General features: G+C 71.9%; 16 protein-coding genes. 6 read left to right on the top strand and 10 right to left on the bottom strand.

The features are described 5' to 3' along the window. The first annotated feature begins 49 nt into the window (after nt 1-49). Nucleotides 50-1,081, top strand: a complete 1,032-nt coding sequence (locus ACVW07_RS10640; RefSeq protein ID WP_456819221.1) for an aldo/keto reductase — start codon at nt 50-52, stop codon at nt 1,079-1,081. Nucleotides 1,082-1,103: 22 nt separating this feature from the next. On the opposite strand, the gene ACVW07_RS10645 is transcribed toward ACVW07_RS10640, so the two are convergent. Beyond that, the gene (locus tag ACVW07_RS10645; protein WP_456819222.1) at nt 1,104-1,736 is read right to left on the bottom strand and encodes a VanZ family protein; all 633 of its coding nucleotides are present in this window, start codon (nt 1,734-1,736) and stop codon (nt 1,104-1,106) included. A 97-nt stretch (nt 1,737-1,833) separates the two neighbouring features. After that, nucleotides 1,834-4,599: a glycoside hydrolase family 3 N-terminal domain-containing protein gene (locus ACVW07_RS10650; protein WP_456819223.1), complete on the bottom strand. Its 2,766-nt coding sequence runs from the start codon at nt 4,597-4,599 to the stop codon at nt 1,834-1,836. A 266-nt stretch (nt 4,600-4,865) separates the two neighbouring features. On the opposite strand from ACVW07_RS10650, the gene ACVW07_RS10655 reads away from it, so the two are divergent. Beyond that, nucleotides 4,866-5,927, top strand: a complete 1,062-nt coding sequence (locus tag ACVW07_RS10655; protein ID WP_456819224.1) for a hypothetical protein — start codon at nt 4,866-4,868, stop codon at nt 5,925-5,927. 186 nt (nt 5,928-6,113) lie between these two features. Here the strand turns inward: ACVW07_RS10655 and ACVW07_RS10660 are convergent, their stop codons facing one another. Continuing rightward, a complete protein-coding gene (locus ACVW07_RS10660; RefSeq protein ID WP_456819225.1) occupies nt 6,114-8,705 on the bottom strand; it encodes an Ig-like domain repeat protein in 2,592 nt (863 codons plus the stop codon). Nucleotides 8,706-9,057: 352 nt separating this feature from the next. Between ACVW07_RS10660 and ACVW07_RS10665 the strand changes: the two genes are divergently transcribed. Beyond that, nucleotides 9,058-9,678 (top strand): hypothetical protein, encoded by a 621-nt coding sequence (locus ACVW07_RS10665; RefSeq protein WP_456819226.1) that lies wholly within the window; start codon nt 9,058-9,060, stop codon nt 9,676-9,678. A gap of 75 nt (nt 9,679-9,753) precedes the next feature. Here the strand turns inward: ACVW07_RS10665 and ACVW07_RS10670 are convergent, their stop codons facing one another. After that, entirely contained in the window at nt 9,754-10,245 is a 492-nt protein-coding gene (locus ACVW07_RS10670) for a MarR family winged helix-turn-helix transcriptional regulator (RefSeq protein ID WP_456819227.1), read from the bottom strand. A gap of 89 nt (nt 10,246-10,334) precedes the next feature. Here ACVW07_RS10670 and ACVW07_RS10675 point away from each other — a divergent pair, with 89 nt between their 5' ends. Continuing rightward, nucleotides 10,335-10,706 (top strand): cupin domain-containing protein, encoded by a 372-nt coding sequence (locus ACVW07_RS10675; RefSeq protein ID WP_456819228.1) that lies wholly within the window; start codon nt 10,335-10,337, stop codon nt 10,704-10,706. 54 nt (nt 10,707-10,760) lie between these two features. On the opposite strand, the gene cysC is transcribed toward ACVW07_RS10675, so the two are convergent. From cysC to ACVW07_RS10705, 6 genes are all read right to left on the bottom strand, one after another. Further along, nucleotides 10,761-11,378 carry an adenylyl-sulfate kinase gene (gene cysC / locus ACVW07_RS10680; RefSeq protein ID WP_456821064.1) on the bottom strand — a complete coding sequence of 206 codons (618 nt, stop codon included), beginning with the start codon at nt 11,376-11,378 and terminating at the stop codon, nt 10,761-10,763. Further along, a complete protein-coding gene (locus tag ACVW07_RS10685) occupies nt 11,375-12,364 on the bottom strand; it encodes a phosphoribosylaminoimidazolesuccinocarboxamide synthase (protein WP_456819229.1) in 990 nt (329 codons plus the stop codon). Before ACVW07_RS10685 ends, cysC begins: the two co-directional genes overlap by 4 nt. Nucleotides 12,365-12,425: 61 nt before the next feature. Continuing rightward, nucleotides 12,426-13,193: a hypothetical protein gene (locus ACVW07_RS10690; RefSeq protein ID WP_456819230.1), complete on the bottom strand. Its 768-nt coding sequence runs from the start codon at nt 13,191-13,193 to the stop codon at nt 12,426-12,428. Between the two features lie 23 nt (nt 13,194-13,216). After that, nucleotides 13,217-13,942: a dTMP kinase gene (gene tmk / locus ACVW07_RS10695; RefSeq protein ID WP_456819231.1), complete on the bottom strand. Its 726-nt coding sequence runs from the start codon at nt 13,940-13,942 to the stop codon at nt 13,217-13,219. A 95-nt stretch (nt 13,943-14,037) separates the two neighbouring features. Further along, a complete protein-coding gene (locus ACVW07_RS10700) occupies nt 14,038-14,616 on the bottom strand; it encodes a hypothetical protein (protein ID WP_456819232.1) in 579 nt (192 codons plus the stop codon). Continuing rightward, a complete protein-coding gene (locus tag ACVW07_RS10705) occupies nt 14,610-15,689 on the bottom strand; it encodes a hypothetical protein (RefSeq protein ID WP_456819233.1) in 1,080 nt (359 codons plus the stop codon). Before ACVW07_RS10705 ends, ACVW07_RS10700 begins: the two co-directional genes overlap by 7 nt. A 435-nt stretch (nt 15,690-16,124) precedes the next feature. Between ACVW07_RS10705 and ACVW07_RS10710 the strand changes: the two genes are divergently transcribed. Both ACVW07_RS10710 and ACVW07_RS10715 read left to right on the top strand, forming a co-directional pair. Beyond that, nucleotides 16,125-17,795 carry a PEP-utilizing enzyme gene (locus ACVW07_RS10710; protein ID WP_456819234.1) on the top strand — a complete coding sequence of 557 codons (1,671 nt, stop codon included), beginning with the start codon at nt 16,125-16,127 and terminating at the stop codon, nt 17,793-17,795. A 10-nt stretch (nt 17,796-17,805) separates the two neighbouring features. Further along, on the top strand, nt 17,806-18,333 hold the full coding sequence (locus ACVW07_RS10715; RefSeq protein ID WP_456821065.1) for a PEP/pyruvate-binding domain-containing protein: 528 nt from the start codon (nt 17,806-17,808) through the stop codon (nt 18,331-18,333). Nucleotides 18,334-18,345 lie beyond the last annotated feature (12 nt).

The following is an 18,345-nucleotide window of genomic DNA, read 5'->3' on the forward strand; positions in this document are numbered from 1 at the left end:
CGTGATGTCGTCGGACACGTCCCGTGCACCGCCCCCGAGGAGGTCGTCCATGCAGTACCGCACGCTCGGTCCCAGCGGCACCGTCGTCTCGACGCACTGCCTCGGCACGATGACGTTCGGCTCCGAGGCCGACGAGACGACCTCGGGCGACATCCTGACCGCGTTCGTGGAGCACGGCGGCACGTTCCTCGACACGGCGGACGTCTACTCGGCCGGGGCCTCGGAGGAGATCGTCGGCCGGTGGCTCGCCGCCCATCCGACCGAGGCCCGGCAGCTCGTCGTCGCGACCAAGGGCCGCTTCCCCACGGGTCCCGGACCGAACGACGTCGGCCTGTCCCGCCGCCACCTGCGCGACGCGCTCGACGCGTCGCTGCGCCGCCTCGGTGTCGAGCACGTCGACCTCTACCAGGTGCACGCGTGGGACGCCCTCACCCCGGTCGAGGAGACCCTGCGGTTCCTCGACGACGCCGTGCGTGCGGGGAAGATCTCCTACTACGGCTTCTCCAACTACCTCGGCTGGCAGCTCACGAAGGCGGTGCACGTCGCCCGGGCGCACGGCTGGGCGGCGGCGGTCACGCTCCAGCCCCAGTACAACCTGCTGGTCCGGGACATCGAGCACGAGGTCGTGCCCGCCGCGCTGGACGCCGGCGTCGGGCTCCTCCCCTGGTCCCCGCTGGGCGGTGGCTGGCTCACCGGCAAGTACGAGCGGGACGTGCCCCCGCAGGGAGCGACGCGGCTCGGCGAGAACCCCGAGCGGGGCATGGAGGCCTGGAAGGCGCGCAACGCCCAGGACCGCACGTGGCGCGTGGTGGATGCCGTGCGTGACGTGGCTCAGGCACGCGGGGTGCCGATGTCGCAGGTGGCGCTCGCCTGGCTCGGCGGCCGGCCCGCGGTCACGTCCGTGATCCTCGGTGCCCGCACGGTCGACCAGCTGCTCGACAACCTGGCAGCGGGAGACCTCGACCTCACCGACGACGAGCTGACCCGGCTCACCGGAGCGAGTGCGCCGACCGTCGACGACTACCCGTACGGCGTCGGCGGCGTCGCACAGCGGCACCGTGGCCTGACGGGCGACCGCTGACCGTCCGGCGCCCGGGGTACGGCTACCGCGCGGTCGACGACGCCGTGGTGGGCGGGCTGCTCGTCGGGGTGTCCTGACCCCGCCGGGCAGCGTCCTCGTCTCCCGGCCGCGTCCCCCTCTCGAGCCGCCGCATCCGGGGTGCGAGCACGAGGACGCCGACCGCGGCGGCGGCCGCGCCACCGAGCGTGTTGAGCAGGACGTCGTCGAGCGCCGAGGAACGTCCCAGGTGGAGCGAGTGCTGCACGACCTCGATCGCGACCGACGCGGCGGCGACGACCGCCGTCGTCCGGAGCACCGTGCGGACCCGTCGGGACACCACCGGCAGCAGGAGGCCGAGCCACGACAGCAGCAGCAGGTTGCCGACGAGCTGCACCTGGTTCGACGCGCTCGCCCCCGCCCGCGAGATGACGCTCAGCGGCACGAGGTTCACAGAGCTGCCGCTGCCGGTGCCGGCCGGCGTGAGCGTCAGGAAGGCCGAGACGGCGGCCCCGACGACGAGCGTCACCCAGCAGGCCGCGCGCGCGACGACGACCCTGCCGGTCGACCCGTGCCGCACGGCCACCGCACCCGCGACGCCGACGAGCAGGGCGCAGCCGACGACGGCGGCGCCCACCACGACGGCCATCACGCCGTACAGCCGGACGAGCTTGTCCACGTCCCCGCCTCTCGCTCGCACCCCGGACGCCGGCCACGACGGGCACGGCCGGCGTCCGACCGCCGGGGTACGGCGACGCTAGCGGATCAGGGCCGCCTCAGCTCCCCACGCAGGTCAGCACCGGCGCCGGCGCTCCCGACGTGGTGGAGCCCTGCAAGCCGAACGCGGCGGAGGCGGAGGGTGCGAGCGCGCCGTTCCAGGGCAGGCTCGCCGCGGACTGCGTGCCGCCGCTGCGTGAGAAGGAGGCGTTCCAGCCGTTCGCGAGCTGCGCGCCGTCGGGCCACGTCCACGTGACCAGCCAGCCCCGCAGCGCCGCGGTGCCCGTCGACCGGACCGTGACGGTCGCCGTGAACCCGCTGCCCCAGCTGTTGTCGGTGCGCCAGGTCGCGGTGCACGCCGTCGTGCTCGACGAGCCCGCCTGCGTCGTCGCCGTCACCGCGGCGGACGCGGCCGAGACGTTGCCCGCGGCGTCCTTCGCCCGTACCGAGTACGAGTACGCCGTGCCGGCCGACAGGCCGGTGTCGGTGTACGAGGTGGTCGTCGTCGTCGCGACCCGGGTCGTGCCGCGGTAGACGTCGTAGCCCGCGACGCCGACGTCGTCCGTCGACGCCGTCCACGTGAGGGGCACCGTGCTGCTCGTCGTCGACCCGGCGGTCAGGCCGGTCGGGACGGTCGGCGCGCTGCCGTCGACCGGTACGGCGACGGTCGTCGCGGTCGCGCTGCCCGAGGCGGACGACACGTTGCCCGCGGCGTCCCGCGCCTTGACGGTGTACGAGTACGCCGTGCCCGGCGTCAGCCCGGTGTCCGTGAAGGTGGTCCCGGTGGCGGTCCCGGCGAGCGTGCTGCCGCGGTACACGTCGTAGCCGCTCACGCCGACCGCGTCGGTGGACGCCGTCCAGGTGAGCGACACGGACGTGGTCGTCGTGCCGGTCACGGCGAGCGCGGTCGGCGCCGACGGCGCGATCACGTCGCCCCCGCCGGTCGGCCAGGTCAGGCCGGCGCCGAGCGGGAACAGCGGCGTCTGGCCGTCGCCCGCGTTGACCGGCTCCTGCGTCGCGGTGGCCGGCCACGACACGGGCAGCTTCCCGCTCGGCGCGACCGCGCCGAACAGCACGTCGGCCACACCGGCACCCTCGCTGCCCGGCAGCCACGCCGCGTCGAACGCGCTGACCCAGGGCAGCACGCCGGAGATGTCCAGGGGACGGCCGGAGACCAGCACGGCGACCGTCGGGACGCCGGAGGACCGGATGCGCTGGAGCGCCGCGGTGTCGGTCGAGTCCAGCGAGAGGCCGTCGGGCCGGTCGCCCTGCCCCTCCGCGTACGGCGTCTCACCGACCACCGCGACCGCCACGGAGCACGACGAGTCGACGTTGCTCGCGTCGGCGGCGAACGTCGTGGTGCGGCCGACCTGCTGGATGCCCTGCAGGATCGTCGTGCCCGGCACCGTCGAACCGCTCGCGCCCTGCCAGGTGAGGGTCCAGCCGCCGCTCTGGCGGCCGATGTCGTTCGCGTTCTTCCCGGCCACGCACACCTTGCCGCCGGTCTTCGCGAGCGGCAGGACGCCCGAGTTCTTCAGGATGACCTGTGACCTGGCGACCGCCGTGCGGGCGAGCGCACGGTGCGCGGTGCTGCCCACCGTCGACGCGAAGGACCGGTCGGCGTAGGGCCGCTCGAACAGGCCCAGCTCGAACTTCTTGGTGAGGATGCGGCTGACCGCGTCGTCGATCCGGGAGATCGGGATCGCGCCGTTCTGCACGTCCTGCTTCAGGTACGTGAGGAACGTCTTGTACTCGTTCGGCACCATCACCATGTCGATGCCGGCGTTCACCGACGTCGCGACCTCCTGGGCGGTGAAGCCCTTGGCGCCGTCGAGCTGGTCGATGGCCGCCCAGTCGGACACCACGAAGCCCGTGAACCCGAGCTCGCCCTTGAGCACGTCCGTGAGCAGGTACTTGTTGCCGTGCATCTTGACGCCGTTCCAGCTGCTGTACGACACCATCACCGAGCCGACGCCCTTGTCGACGGCGGCCTTGAACGGCGGCAGGTGGATCGCCCGCAGCTCGGCCTCGCTGATCCGGGCGTCGCCCTGGTCGTCGCCCGTCGCGGTGCCGCCGTCGGCGAGGAAGTGCTTCGCCGTCGCGAGGATCGACGCGGACCCCCCGAGCCGCTCGCCCTGGAAGCCGGTGACGATCGTCGTCATCGACGACGTGATCGCCGGGTCCTCGCCGAACGACTCGTAGGTCCGCCCCCACCGGTCGTCGCGGACGGTGCACAGGCACGGCGCGAAGGTCCAGTCCACGCCCGTGGCCGACACCTCCTCGGCGACCGCCCGGCCGATGTCCTGCACGAGCTGCGGGTCACGCGTGGCGCCGAGGCCGATGTTGTGCGGGAAGATCGTCGCGCCGTAGGCGTTGTTGTTCCCGTGCACGGCGTCGACGCCGTACAGCATCGGGATCTGCAGGGGCGTCGCGAGCGCCCCGCGCTGGAGGCCGTCGTAGAGGTCCGCCCAGCCGGTCGTGGTGTTGGAGGACGGTGCCGAGCCGCCGCCCGAGAGGACCGACCCGAGCCGGTACGTCGTCAGGTCCGACGCGGTCACCACCGCGCGCTCGGCCTGCGTCATCTGGCCGATCTTGTCCTCGAGCGTCATGCGGCCGAGCAGGTCGGCGACCCGGGTCGCCGTGGGCAGCGTCGCGTCCTGGTAGGGCAGGACGGCGGCCTGCGCGGGCGGGGTCGTCCCGGTCGAGCCGGCCAGCGCGACGCCCATCCCGGACGCGGTGAGCACCGTCGCGAGGACCAGCGAGACTCCCCGCCGGCGTCGCCGCCTGCGCGCGGTCGTTGCGTCGGACAGCGCGGACCGGGGCATGGGTCGACTCCTTCGTCAGGCTCGGCCCGTCGTCGGGCTGCGGCTGCGCCGATCCTCCGGCCGCGACCCCCGGTCCCACTAGCCCGGAATCGTTTCGTACGCGCGACGAGGCTCCGCTGCGGCCCCGGCCGCCCGCCGCCCTGGTTACCTCGACGTGCCTGCCGACACGCCGTCATTCGCCTGGGTGAACGCAACCGTTACGCCTCTAGGGTGAACGCGCCCCGTGCGCCGGACGGACACGGGACCCCACACCATCGGAGGACTTTGTGCGCTCCCGCACGCTGGCCAGGCTCGCCCTCGGCCTTTCACTGACCATCGCTCTGAGCGGAGCCGCGAGTGCCGCAGACGCGGCCTCGTCGCCCAGCCCCGCGCCGGCGTTCCACAAGCTCGTCGCCCCGATCGGCGGCACGGATGGTGCCCCGTCCGCACGTCTCGCGCCCGGGGCGTCGGACTCGACGTCGTCCTCCGACTCGGTGGAGGCGGCGACCGACCTCTCGATCCCGGACGTCGACTGGACCGCGTTCCAGACGCTCAACCTGGCGCGCCTCGGCCAGGGCGCCCCGCCGGTCATCCGTCACGGGTCGCTCGACGCCATCGCCCGGGACTGGGCGAGCTCGGAGGCGGCGAGCGGCTCCACCGAGCTGGCCCCGGACGAGTACCTCGCATCGAGGGTCCCGGCCGGTGCGGTCGACGGGCTCCAGGCCATCTACTCATGGCGCAGCACCGACGTGGGGACGTTCCTCCAGAAGGTGGAGGACGCACTCGAGGAGGACGGCAGCCTGCAGGCCAACTTCACCGACTCGGGCATCGCGATCGTGCAGTCCCAGTACGGCCTGTGGGCGTACGTCCTCCTGGCCGAGTACCCGCACAGCACGCCCGCCGCGGGTGAGATGCCGTTCTACCGCTTCTACCGGCCGGGCACGGGGACGCACTTCTACTCGACGTCCGTCGCCGAGCGGAACGCGGTGATCGGGTACCCCGAGTACCGGTACGAGGGCCTCGTGGCCTACATCAAGGCCCCCGGGACGTCGGGTGCGAGCCTGCAGGACCTGAACCGCTTCCAGCTCAAGGGGGCGGGCACGCACTTCTACACGGCGAACGCCGCGGAGTACAACCAGGTCCTGACGTTCCCGCAGTACTCCCTCGACGGGGTCGCGGGCCGGGTCTCCGCCGCACCGGGCACCGGCCTGTCGCCCATGCACCGGTTCTTCCGTCCCGCGTCCGGCACCCACTTCTACACGGCGAACCCCGACGAGGTGGCACTGGTCCAGACGCTCCCGGGCTACACCTACGAGGGCGTCGCCTTCTACCTCCGCGTCGCGAGCTGAGTCGCGGGACGTGACCTGACAGGTCACGTCCCCGGCACCCAGGGTGACGGGCGGACCGTCCTGCTCAGCCCCGAGCGGGACGGTCCGCCGCACTCTGTGCGGCGGCGGTCCTCGGCGCACCCGAGCACCCGACCCAGCCGCGCCGGGCGGCGGGCCCGGACTCGACCGTGACGACCACGAGCACGGTCACCACCAGACGACGGTGCTGGTCGCCGAGCAGGTTCGTGGCTTCACGTTCGCGTCGCCCGAGTGGTGCACGGTCAGCAGACCTGCGGACAGCGGATGCGTGTCGGCGTCCCAGACCGGCCCGGTCCACGTGGCGCGGGCGCCGAGCAGCCCCGGACCGTCCACCGTGGCCGAGCCGTCGAACAGCCCGACCGTCCCGGTCGCGGCAAGGAGCGCCGACGACGGGCTCGCGCTGAGGCTCACCGTGCCGGTCGCCGGCGGTCGGCCGGCGACGACAGGGGCGACCGGGCCGGTCGCAGCCGTGCCGCCGCCGGACGTGCGGGTCGCACCGGTCCCCACGACGCGCCCGGCCGCCGCGGTCGCCACCTTGCTCGTGCGGAGGACGGCCGTCGCGCTGGACGCGGCGTGGTCGACGCTGCCGAGGTACGTGGCGGTGAGGGAGTACGTGCTGGACACCCACGTCGACCCGCTCCACGTCGCCGTGCCCTGGTCGAGCACCAGGCTCGCCAGCTTCACCGACCCCTTGTAGAGGTCGACCGTGCCGGTCGCCGGCGGCTGGCCGGACACCGGAGCGACCGTGACGGTGACCTTCGGCCTCGCGCCGGGCGTGAAGCCGGTGGCGGTGATGCGGGTCACGGTCGCCCCCTTGGCCACCGTCAGCGGGACGGACGTCGAGGTGGAGGGCAGCACGTCCGGCGCGCCCAGGTACGCGGCCACGACGGTGTGGCTGCCGACCTTGAGCGACGTCGGCAGGCTCACCGTCCCCGCGCCGTCCGTGAGCGTTCCCGTCGCGACCGCGGCGCCGTCGACGCGGAGCTCGTAGGAGCCGGCTGCCGGCCGCAGCGAGGCGACCCTCACGGTCGCGGTCGCCGAGCTGCCCGCGGCGATCGTGGGGGCCGACAACGTGACGCTCGTGGTGGACGTCTCGACGGTCCCTGCGACCGCCATGGTCGCGGTACCGGCCGACTGCCCGTGGCTCGACGACGCCAGGTACGTGCCGGTCATCGTGTGCGTGCCCCGCGCCACGGAGCCTGCGGGGAAGGCGAAGGTGGCCAGGCCGTCCGTCATGGTCCCCACGACGGCGGCGAGCGCGTCGACCTGCAGCGTCACCGGGCCCGACAGCGGGCCGTCGGTCGCGGTCGACCGGACCGAGACGGTGAAGGGGGTCGTGACGTCGACCCACGCGGGAGCCGTCACGGTGGTCCGGGTGGCGGGCAGGGACCCGCGGGGTCTCGGGCCCGGCAGGCCGCCGTCGCCGGCGAGGGTGATGGCGACCGTCGCGTCGGACGTGGACGTCGACCTCACCGCCACCGCGAAGCGTCCCGACGCGGCGATGTACGCCTCCCCCGGCTGGTGCGTGGCCCACGCCAGACCCGCACCGTCGTACGTGGAGAGCGTCGTCAGCGTCCGCCCGTCGACGCGCGTCACGTGCACGCCGGGCGTGTAGGAGATGGTGCGCCCGTTCACAGTGAGCCGGGCTCCCGGCGCCGTGTAGAAGGCGCCGGTGTCGGCGCCCGACCGGTACTCCACGAAGTACCGCGCACCGTCCGCGGGGTCGGTGAAGGTCGCCGCGGTGATGCCCGCGCTCCCGGACGCCGGGCTCAGCACCACGGTCGTCGTCGTCGCCTGGCCCGGCCAGCCCAGCGTGGCGACGTGCGAGTCACGGCCCGGCAGCGTCAGCAGATCCTGGAACGCCGCCTCCAGCGTGGTGGGCGGGTACCCGCCGACGGTGGCGCTCATCGGGCCGAACGCTCCGTAGTATTGGCCGATCGTGACGGCCGAGCTCGTGCCGACGTACTCCAGGTTGGCGTGCCCGAGGCTCAGGTTGTGCCCGATCTCGTGGGCGACGATCGACCACTGCGTGCCGACGATCTGGACCAGGCCACCGTTGGCCAGGCTCGCACCGACCTGCGCGATGCCGGCGTACGAGTAGCCGCAGGTCGACGGCGAGAAGATGATCAGGTGGTTGCCCGAGCTGCCGAAGCTCACACCGGGGAACAGTGCCTTGCCCTTGGTCCACAACGTCGAGCTGTCCATCGCGCAGCTGCTCGTGGTCGTCGCGAGCGTCGCCCACCCGGGGGTGTCGAACGTCGAGATGGCGCCACGCGCCTCGCGGAGCCAGTAGCTCTCGGCGCTCGCCGTCATCGCGTCCGCCTGGGCCGGGGTGATGTCGCTGGTCACCGTCGGGTCGTCGACGACCACGACGTAGGCGTGGTGGGCGGTCGTCGGTGCGGTCGTCGTCGCGGCCACGGCCGGCTCGGTGAGCGTCGCCGAGACGACGTCCCGGACGCCGTCGGCGTCGGGCTCCGACAGCCGCGCGACGATGCTCGTGCCCGCCTCGAAGTCCTCGTACGCCGCCGGCAGGTCGACGGGGACGAGGGTCCCGTCGACCGTCTCGATGAGGTACCCGTCGCCGACGGTCTCCCCGGGGAACGTGGGGACCGCGTCGTTCGAGACACGCAGCAGCTCACCCGACACCGTCGAGGTCACCGGATCGGCGGCGGACGCCGCTGACGGGCCGGCGAGGCTCAGCAGCACGGACGCTGCGGCGACCAGGGCGATACCGCCCATGCGACGGGATCGATCGGGCACGTGCGGCCTCCGTGGTTGACGTCGTGCTGCGGCTGACGCGCGAACCGTTCTCACCGGGAGCTCACGACGGTGAGCAGGGCAGCATTCGCTCCGGATCCACGAGATGCGCCCCACCGGTCGTCGCGTCCCGGATGGATCGGTCCCTGCGGCGCCGTTCATGAGGGCCGGGCGCACACGATTGCCGAACTCGGCCCGACATCCCCCGTTTGCCGCGCCACCTGCGCCGCCGATGCGGTGATCCACTCGTCAGTGCCTCCTGCTCGCGGTCGTCCGAAGGGGTGAGCGTGCCGGATCCCGTTCTGTGATCGCCACTCCGCCGGGCAACCCGGGCCGCGCGCGCCAAGATGTCGGGGTGACCCTCTACGCGCAGACCCCGTGGCGCCGTGCACGCCAGGTGATCGGCGACCTCCTCGTCGTCGGCTGGATCGTGTTCTGGGCGCGGGCCGGGCTGTGGGTGCATGACGTCGTGGGACGGCTCGCCGCCCCGGGCCGGACGCTGGAGGACGCCGGGTCCTCCCTGGCGGACAGCATGTCCTCCGCCGGGGAGACCGTCGCGCGCGTCCCGCTCGTCGGCGACGACGCACGCGCGCCCTTCGCTGCGGCCGGTGGCGCAGGGGACTCGATCGCACGCGCGGGGGTCGAGGTGCAGGAGGGCGCGCTCCACCTCGCGCTGGTGCTCGGGCTCACCATCGCCCTGGTCCCGATCGTGCTCGTCGCCGCGGCCTGGCTGCGCTCCCGTGCGCGCTTCGTCAGCCGCGCGCGCGCCGCCAGGCACATCCTCGACTCCGCCGCCGACCTGGACCTGTTCGCGCTGCGGGCGCTCGCCACGCAGCCCGTCGGCGCGCTCGCCCGCGTGAGCGACGACCCGGCCGACGCGTGGCGCCGCGGGGATCCCGACGTCGTCCGCGCACTCGCGTCGCTCGAGCTGAGCTCGCTCGGCCTCCGCGCCCCTGCCGTGCCGACGCCGACCTGACCCACCGGCCCGCCGGCCCCGCCGGCCGGCCCGGCCCGGCCCGGCACCCTTGCCGGTCAGCCCCAGGGCCGCACGTCACCAGACCGGCCTGAGCCGCAGCGGCGGCTCGAGCGTGCCGCCGTGCTCGGCGACGTGCCGCAGGTCCTGGCTCAGGGCCTCGAACCGCTCCGGCCCGAGCATCTCGCGCACCTCGCCCTCGACCTGGCGCCACACGTCGCCCGCCGCCCGCACCACGTCCCGGCCGGCGGCGGTGAGGACCGCGAGACGCGCCCGGTGGTCGCGGGGGTCCGCCCGGCGCTCGACGAGTCCCGCACGCTCGAGCCCGTCGAGGAGCTGCGCGGCGGCCTGCTTCGTGACGCCGAGGTGCAGGGCGACCTCGGCGCCGGACGCCCCGCCGGTGCTGGCGAGCAGCTGGAACGTGTAGCCGTGCGCGGGGCGGACGGCGACGCCGCGGGCGGCGAGCTCGTCGTGGGTCCGTTCGAACACCGCGCGGGTGGCGAGCAGGAGCAGCTCCGGCAGGCCGAGCCCGGAGTGCGGCGCGGCCGTGGGTGGAGGGGTGGTCGTCATCATGGTCCTTTTCCGTCAAGCACCTTGACCGAGAGCGTGGCGCGTCCTACGGTGAACACAGTCAACCACCTTGACCAACAGGAGCCACCGTGACCGTCCAGCACCTTGCCGATGCCCGCGCCTTCCGCCTGCACGGTTTCACGTTCCGACCGCTGGCGACGCCGAGCCTGGGCACGACCGAGCTCGCCCTCTGGCACGTCGACGCCCCGGCCGGCGCCGCCAGCCCGCCGCACTCGATGAGCCGCGAGGAGGTCTTCGTCGTGCAGCGCGGGCGCCTCGACGCGACCGTCGCCGGGGTCGAGGTCGCGCTCGGACCCGGCGACGCGCTCACCGTCCCCGCCGGGGCGACCCTGGTCCTGCGGAACACGACCGACGCCCCCGCCGAGGCCCTCGCCTGCACGAGCGTCGGCATGGAGGCCACCGTCGGCGGCAACGTCATGGCTCCCCCGTGGGCTGCCTGACGACGCCCGTGCTCGTCGGGCCCGTCAGAGCTGACGCCAGACCGCGGAGGGCGACTAGCTCGACGGCAGCGCGATGCCGCGGTCCCCGTCCAGGTCCAGCCCGCCGAGCCTGAGCTCCTCCAGCAGGGCTCGGGCGTTCTCGGCGGCGCTCAGGCCGTCCTCCGTGCGGTGGAACGGCGCCGCGGGAGCCTCGTACGGGTCGTTGACCCCGGTCAGCAGGGGAAGGTCCCCCCGCCGTGCAGCCGCGTACAAGCCCTTCGGGTCACGCGCCTCGCAGACGGCGAGGGGTGTCGCGACGTGCACCTCTCGAAAGGCCACACCCTCCTGCTCGTGCAGGTCACGTACCCACTCCCGGTCCTCCGCGTAGGGAGATATGACACTGACCACGCAGACCACACCGTTCCTGCCGAGCAGATGAGCGAGGCGCCCGATCCGTCGCACGTTCAGCGACCGGTGCGCTCGCGAGAACCCGAGGTCGTCCGTGAACCACGACCGCAGCGCGTCGCCGTCCAGGTGCTCGACGGGCCGGTGGCCCAGACGCAGGACGAGCTGGTGCGCCAGCGTGGTCTTGCCGGCCCCTGACAGCCCGGTCAGCCATATGGTCGTCACGGTCTTCTCCTCGGAGCTGCTCGATGAACGGCGGGCGGTCCACCACGGACGCGAACGGGTCAGAAGTACTCGGGCAGCTCCTTCGCCAGTGCCGCGTGGATGCGTGCCCGGGCGGGCACGGACGGGTCCGGCCGCTCGAGCTCCAGGCCGGTGAGGCGCTCGAACAGATCGATGTACTTGTTGCTGAACTCGATCAGCGTCTCCGTCGGGATAGGAGGGATCGCGTCCCGGTACGGGTCGCACCGCCCCGTGATCCACAGGCGCAGGAACTCCTTGTCCAGGCTGTCCGGCTCCTGTCCTGCGTCGAACCGGTCCTCGTAGGTGTCGGCGACCCAGAACCTGCTGGAGTCCGGGGTGTGGATCTCGTCGGCGACCACCACCTGGCCGTCCTCGTCCACACCGAACTCGTACTTGGTGTCGACGAGGATGAGCCCCTTCTCGGCCGCCAGCTCCTGCCCGCGTGCGAACAGGGCGAGGCTCCGTGACACCAGCTGATGCCACTGGTCGGTGGTCACGAGCTGGGACTGGAGGATCTCTGCCTCGGTGATCGGCTCGTCGTGCCCGCCGCCGGCCGGCTTCGTCGTCGGTGTCACGATCGGTGTCGCCAGCTTCTGGTTCTTCCTGAGCCCGTCGGGGAGCTCGTGGCCGTACAGCACCCGCTCGCCCCGGTCGTACATCGGCCAGAGGCTGGTGTTGGTCGAGCCTGTGAGGTAGGCCCGCACGACGATCTCGATCGGGAGCATCTCCAGGTCCCGGACCAGGACGACGTTGGGGTCCGGGTACGAGATGACGTGGTTCGGGCAGACGTCTGCGGTCCGGTCGAACCAGTAGCGAGCGGTCTGCGTGAGCACCTGGCCCTTGTACGGGACCGCAGCAAGGACATGGTCGAACGCCGACTGCCGGTCGGTCGCGATCAGGAGGCGTCGCCGGTCCGGCAGCGCGTAGGAGTCGCGCACCTTGTTGCGCTGGAAACCGGGGATCTCGGGGAACTCCGCGTCGACGAGGCAGCCGTCGACGAGCTGCGACTCACTGGTGGTCTGTCGTGCCATGGGTCCGGCGTCTCCTGGGTGCGATGGGCTGTGGTGGGTGCGGCGGGCGCGTTCCGCCCGGCTAGCTCGGCGGGTAGCCGTACGTGTGGAGGACGTCTCCGTACAGGCGCTCGAAGGTCTGTGCCTGCTCGTCGCTGAACACCTCGCGCCACGCTCCGACCTGCCCGCGGAAGAAGGTCCGGGCGGTCGGGTCGAAGATCCGGACGTCCTCGTCGCCCGCCTCGGCCCCGAGGAAGTCACCGATGCGACGGACCGCCGTCCGCTGCCGGTCCTCGCTCCCCCCGCCCTCCGCGCCGACGAGGTCCTCGAAGGAGACCTGGGCCACGGCGGGGTGGAACAGCAGCCAGTCGTTGCGCCTGTACTTGTCGACGTGCTCGCCCATGTGCCTGATCGCGAAGTCCAGCTGCGCCGAGGCGCTCGGCATCGCGTTCAGGATCTCCGCGAAGATCATGTTCCGGGCGAACGGGCTGTAGGGGTCGTTCGCGCGCTGGAGCAGGTAGTTGACGAGCGACAGCAGCGAGTCGCGCGGGTCGCGGTAGTTGAACAGGATGCGAGGCTCGCCGCTCGAGCACCAGTCCAGCAGGTGGCTCCCGATCTCGAGGCCGTGCAGGAACATGCACGTCGGAGCGGGGTACTCCTGGAGCACCTCCAGCATCAAGCGAGGCTGTGAGAGCAACGACCGGCGGTCACGCGCGCCGGAGTCCTTGGCGTGCAACCGGGAGAGGACGTCGTCGAAGCTGTCACGGATGCCGTGGCCGACGCAGGTGTATCCGAAGGCCTCCTCCATCGTGCGGGCCACCAGGTTCGTGCCGCTCTTCTGGAGCGACACCACCAGGACGTGGGACGCCGGATCTACCGAACCCATTCGGCGGCCTCCAGGATCTCGTGCGCCCGGGCGGTGCTCCCGGCCGCGGCGTCGGACGGGCGCGTGGACGGGGATCTCCGAGACGCGGCCGCCGGGTCGTCCTCAGCGGCAGCGCCCAGCAGGCGCAAGGTGCTGGCGACGACCCGCCGGTGGATGGTCTCCACGTCGCCGACGCCGTCGATGTGACGGACGTTCTGCTCGTCGCTCAACAAGGTCGCGTACCGGTCGAAGACCACCTGGTGGAAGTCGACCCCCTTCTTCTCGATGCGGTCCCGCGCGGACCGCTTCTGCAACCTGCGGGAGCAGTCGTCGGGCGGGGTGCTCACGTGGAAGACGACGTGGTCGCGCCATTCCTCGCAGATGCTGTCGCGAAGGTGCTCGATCAGCTCGACCGACTCGTCGTCGACGCCCTGCATGGCGAGGATCGACAGGAAGAACCTGTCGACGATCAGCACGTCGTAGTCGTCGGCCAGCGCGGCCATCTCGTCCAGGAAGGCCTGCCTCGCCGCGGACAGGACCAGGATCTCGACGGTGTTGCTGAACGCGTTCTCGATGAACATGCCGCGCAGGAGCCTGCCTGCCTCGGTGTCGAAGACGTGCTTGTAGAGGCTCCTGACCCCGTGGCTGTTCAGGTAGTCGTCGAGCAGCTTCGCCTGCGTGGTCTTGCCACTACCGTCGATGCCTTCGAAAACGATCCATATCGGCTTGCGCATCGTTCGCGGCTCCCCTCGGCATGGTCGTCTGCGGACCGCAGCGCCAGTGCGGTTCGTCTCGGTGCACACGGCTGCGACGCCGTGTGCTGCGGTGCTCAGGGCACGGCCTCGGACACCGACGCCTCGAGCTGACCCATCACCTGCTCGAACCAGGTCGCCTGCCCCTGGTCGTCGTTCGGGTCCGGGAGGTACCAGGAGTCGCTGTTCGCCAGCCCGACGAGGGACCCGACGACGCGGATCTCGTTGACGCTCTCGGCCCAGGCTCTGGTCGCCGCTGCACGGGATGCGGCGGAGTCGATGCCCAGCTCGTCCACGGCGAACGCGGTGACGTCGGCGAACGCCTGGCGGACGCCGTCCTCGGACAGGTCGAGGGGGCGGAGCGCGAGCGCCCAACCCCGGTCCGCGCATCCGGGGTTCCACCGGGCGATCTCCGAGAGGGCCAGCCGGATGCTCTCGGCCCGCCCCCCGGTGGATGCCACCGGAGCCCCGCGGCGCGCGGTGAAGATGAGGATGGAGTAGTGCAGGACGTGCTCCAGGGCGTTCCAGGCAAGGCCGTACTGCCGCGCGGCCAGCGCCCCTTCGTAGTCGAAGTGGACGGCCATGAGGTTCAGCTCGTGCTCGTTGAGGTACCTGCGGTGACGCAGCCACGAGACGAGCGGCTCAGTCCCTAGCATGTTCGACCCTCCTCGTCCGAGCCGTCGGGTTCCGAGCCGTCGGGTTCCGAGCCGTCGGGTGAGGCGTACCCGTCGGCGTGCATCGCCTCGAACAGGTGCTGGACGCCGATCTGGACCACGTGCTCGGCGAGTCCCAGCCGGCTCGCGGCGTGGTGACGCGCCTCGACCCAGCTCTCGCCCGCAGCCAACCGGTCACACAGCTCGACGGCCGGCGCCTCGACGTGGCGCATCGACGACCTGCCGCGCACGAGCGTCTCGCTGGACCCGCCCAGCCGCTGCACGCCCGGCTCGAGACGCCACCTCTTCCCGAGCACGTGCCGCCCCTGGGCCTCGATCGTCCCGGCGACGAGCGGCTCGAAGGTCTCCCACACCGTCAGGACGTCGTCCGGTCCGCAGCCGGCGGACCTCACCAGGGACTCGAACCGGGGGCTGTCCCGTCCCCAGTGCCGTGCCGCCTTCTCGAACGCCCACTTGGTCGGCGGGTACCCCTCCCCCTCGGCAGCCAGCTCGGACGTCGTGCGGGACAGGGCGGCGCTGCGCATGCGCAGGGCCGCGCCGCGTGGGTCACCGGTCGCGAGGAGCAGCGCGGACCGGCAGGCGTCCACCGTGGCGAGCCGGGCGAAGTGCCGGGCACTGACCTGGCAGGCCAGGGAACGCTCGAAGCGACCGAGGAGGTCCGCCATCGTCGGGTGGACCAGGTACCGGCAGGCGATGGCGATCCGGTAGAAGCGGTCGACCTCCTTGGTGCTGAGCGGTGACTCCAGGGACGCGGCGGACTCGGCACGGTCCGCGAGGTTCGACAGCCCGCCGACCGCCATGTACTCACAGTCCACGTACCGGTTCCCGCGCATGCCGATGGAGGTCGACTGACCCTTGGGCCGGTCCGCGTCGGGCAGGACCAGGTAGACGTCGATGTCCGACCGCTCGTTGCCGAGGGCCTCGGCAAGCGACCCCGTGAGGAGGCACGAGGCGTCACGGGGAGCGCCGTCCAGCAGGTACCGGACCTCCCGGAGGACGTCCTGCTGCGTCTGGTCGGGAAGGTCGAGCAGAGGGCCGGTCAGTGTCCCGGTCATGGCGGCGCACCGTCCTTTCGGTCGAAGGACCACAGCGGAGGGATGGTCAGGGGGCTGGTCAGTTCCATGGCGCTGTGGCCTGCCGCGGCTCGCGAACGAGCCTTCACCCTGCCGTACGAGCGCGCGATAGTCTCGCCGGGGATGCCGATACAAGCCGGGCTGAACCGATTCAGCTCGTCCCGGACCAGGTCAGGGGCTCGTCTCGGTGACAAGGTCGCGCAGGTCAGCCGCCCGGCGCGGGGTGAAGAACCGGACAAAACAACTCATAGCGCTATAGCGGCTCGAGCGGGGAGCTTTCCCACGATTTGGACAGCCCACCAGGAGCGTCGGTGCCTCCGCCAGCATGTCGCGCATGACGCTCATCGAGGCGACAGGCTTCTGGCGCGCGGCCCGTCGGCCGCGCAGGTGCGGTGTGCGGGCGTCCGGGACGCACGCGTGACGGGCGCCGCGCTCGAGATCCTCGACGAAGGCAGCTGGGCCCTCATGATCGAGGAGTCCAACGTCAGGGCCCTGCAGAAGTACCGCGGCTCGATGGCCGACCTGGACATCGACTACTACCTGTCGGTCGGCACCGGCAGGTACTACAAGGGCTACTTCTCCCGGGACGGGCTCGACCGGGTCCGGGACGGCGTGGTCCGGTTCCTGCTCGACGACGCGGTCTACCACCCCTGCGTCTCACAGATCCACGACATCCTGGCGCGGCTGCGGGCCTCGGCCGGGCTGCTCGTCGGCCAGACGCCGCTCGCGCAGTTCGAGCTCTACTGCGAGCTCCTGCGCGAGTACATCGCGTACTACAACTCGGTCATCACCGACACCTTCTACACGAAGGTCTTCGACCGGGTGGACGCCGAGCTCGCCCGCGAGCCGCGCTTCGCCACCAAGTCGATCAAGGACTCGCTCTTCGCCACGAACAACAACGACCTGCTGACCCACCTGCAGACGGTCGACATGATGGCGATCTCGCGCCGGCACCTCGACGGGCTCGACGTCGACGAGGAGATCAAGGAGTTCGTCGAGCGCTACCGGTCCACCACGATCTCCTCCGGGAGCCCGAACGGCATCACCGAGGCCGAGGTCCGGCAGCACCTCTCGACCCAGACCGCCGACACCGTCCGATCCGAGAAGGCCTTCCTCGACAACCTGCACTTCCGCTACGACCACGCGGACACGTGGAGCGAGCGGGCCGCCTCCGCGGCAGGGCTGGACCCCTCGACGCGGCTGCTCATCCGGCGCGCGTCCGAGCTCTCGTACCTGAAGATCAAGATGCGCGAGGTGTTCCAGGAGTTCAAGGTCACGGTGCGCGGCATCTTCCTCAACGACCTGGTCGCCGCGGTCGGGAAGCACCGCTTCGACTACATGCGGATCGACGAGATCGCCGACTTCCTCCGCACCGGGACGCACGTCCCCGACGCGGAGCTCGAACGGCGCAGGACCCTGACCGTCTTCGAGCTCAAGGGCGACGACGTCTCCTTCCTCGACGCCGTCCCGGAGTCCGTCGAGGTGCCCGCCGGGCGGGACCGGTCGCTGCAGGAGATGTCGGGGGACGTCCTCGTGGGGGCCGGGTCGACGAGGTATCGGGTGCTGAAGGTCGAGCAGCACGAGGCGGGCCTGCACGGCTTCGACGAGTACCTGCGCTCGGCCGAGGGGATCGACGGCGTCGCCGTGGTGACGAACGTGCTCCGACCCCACCTGGTGCCCAAGCTGAGGAAGTTCGGCGCCCTCCTCACCCAGTACGGCGGGTACACCTCGCACGCCTCGGTGCTGTGCCGTGAGCTCGGCATCAACAGCATGATCAGCGTCGACGGCCTGCTGGGGAACGTGGAGTCGGGCGACCACATCGAGGTCGACTTCGACCGCGGCACGGTGGTCAGGCTGGACGACGCCGTCGAACCGGTCGAGGCCCAGCCGGAGATCGTCATCGACCTGGCCGGCGAGAGACGCCGCAGCGTCCGGGAGGTCGGCGCGAAGGCCGCCAACCTGATGAGGATCAGGGACTCGGCGACGATCGCGAACGGGTTCGTCATCACGAGCCACGCGGTGAAGCACCTCGACGACGTCGCCGTCCGGACCACGGTCCTGGACGCCGTCGCCGGCCCTGGGCTGTGACCGGCTCGTCATCCGGTCGTCCCACGAGAGCGAGGACAGTGCACAGGGCTCCTACGCGGGGCTCTTCGAGAGCTTCGTCGACGTGGACGCCCACGACCCGGAGACGATCCTCGACCTCGCCCGGAAGGTGTACGGCTCCCAGCACGCGGACGCGGTCGGCGAGTACAGCCCGACCGAGGGTGACATGTCCGTGCTCGTGCAGGAGCTGGTCTCGGCGGACCTCTCAGGCGTGGTCCTGAGCTCCAACACGTTCGACGGGCTCGACTACCTGCTCGTCGAGTACGTGGTCGGCGACCTGTGGCACCTCATGCAGGGCGACGTGACGCCGCTGGGCTCCTACCTCAGCAAGGTCGACGTCGTCGAGGACCGTGCCACGTACCGCGCCTACCCGCAGCTCGTCTCCGAGCCGGTCGAGCAGGCCCTCCGGCCGCTGGCCAGGATCGCGGTGGAGCTCGAGCGCCGGTTCTCGCGCCGGGTCCAGATCGAGTGGGGCATCCGGGGCGGGACGCTGTACATCTTCCAGGTCCGGCCGTACTAGCGAGGTGCGATC

Source organism: Cellulomonas sp. URHB0016, assembly GCF_054057935.1.

Coding starts and splice junctions, on each gene's coding strand:
- ACVW07_RS10650 (WP_456819223.1), bottom strand. CDS start 4,599: ATGCCCCGGTCCGCGCTGTCCGACGCAACGACCGCGCGCAGGCGGCGA.
- ACVW07_RS10700 (WP_456819232.1), bottom strand. CDS start 14,616: ATGCTAGGGACTGAGCCGCTCGTCTCGTGGCTGCGTCACCGCAGGTAC.
- tmk (WP_456819231.1), bottom strand. CDS start 13,942: ATGCGCAAGCCGATATGGATCGTTTTCGAAGGCATCGACGGTAGTGGC.
- ACVW07_RS10670 (WP_456819227.1), bottom strand. CDS start 10,245: ATGACGACCACCCCTCCACCCACGGCCGCGCCGCACTCCGGGCTCGGC.
- ACVW07_RS10705 (WP_456819233.1), bottom strand. CDS start 15,689: ATGACCGGGACACTGACCGGCCCTCTGCTCGACCTTCCCGACCAGACG.
- ACVW07_RS10640 (WP_456819221.1), top strand. CDS start 50: ATGCAGTACCGCACGCTCGGTCCCAGCGGCACCGTCGTCTCGACGCAC.
- ACVW07_RS10685 (WP_456819229.1), bottom strand. CDS start 12,364: ATGGCACGACAGACCACCAGTGAGTCGCAGCTCGTCGACGGCTGCCTC.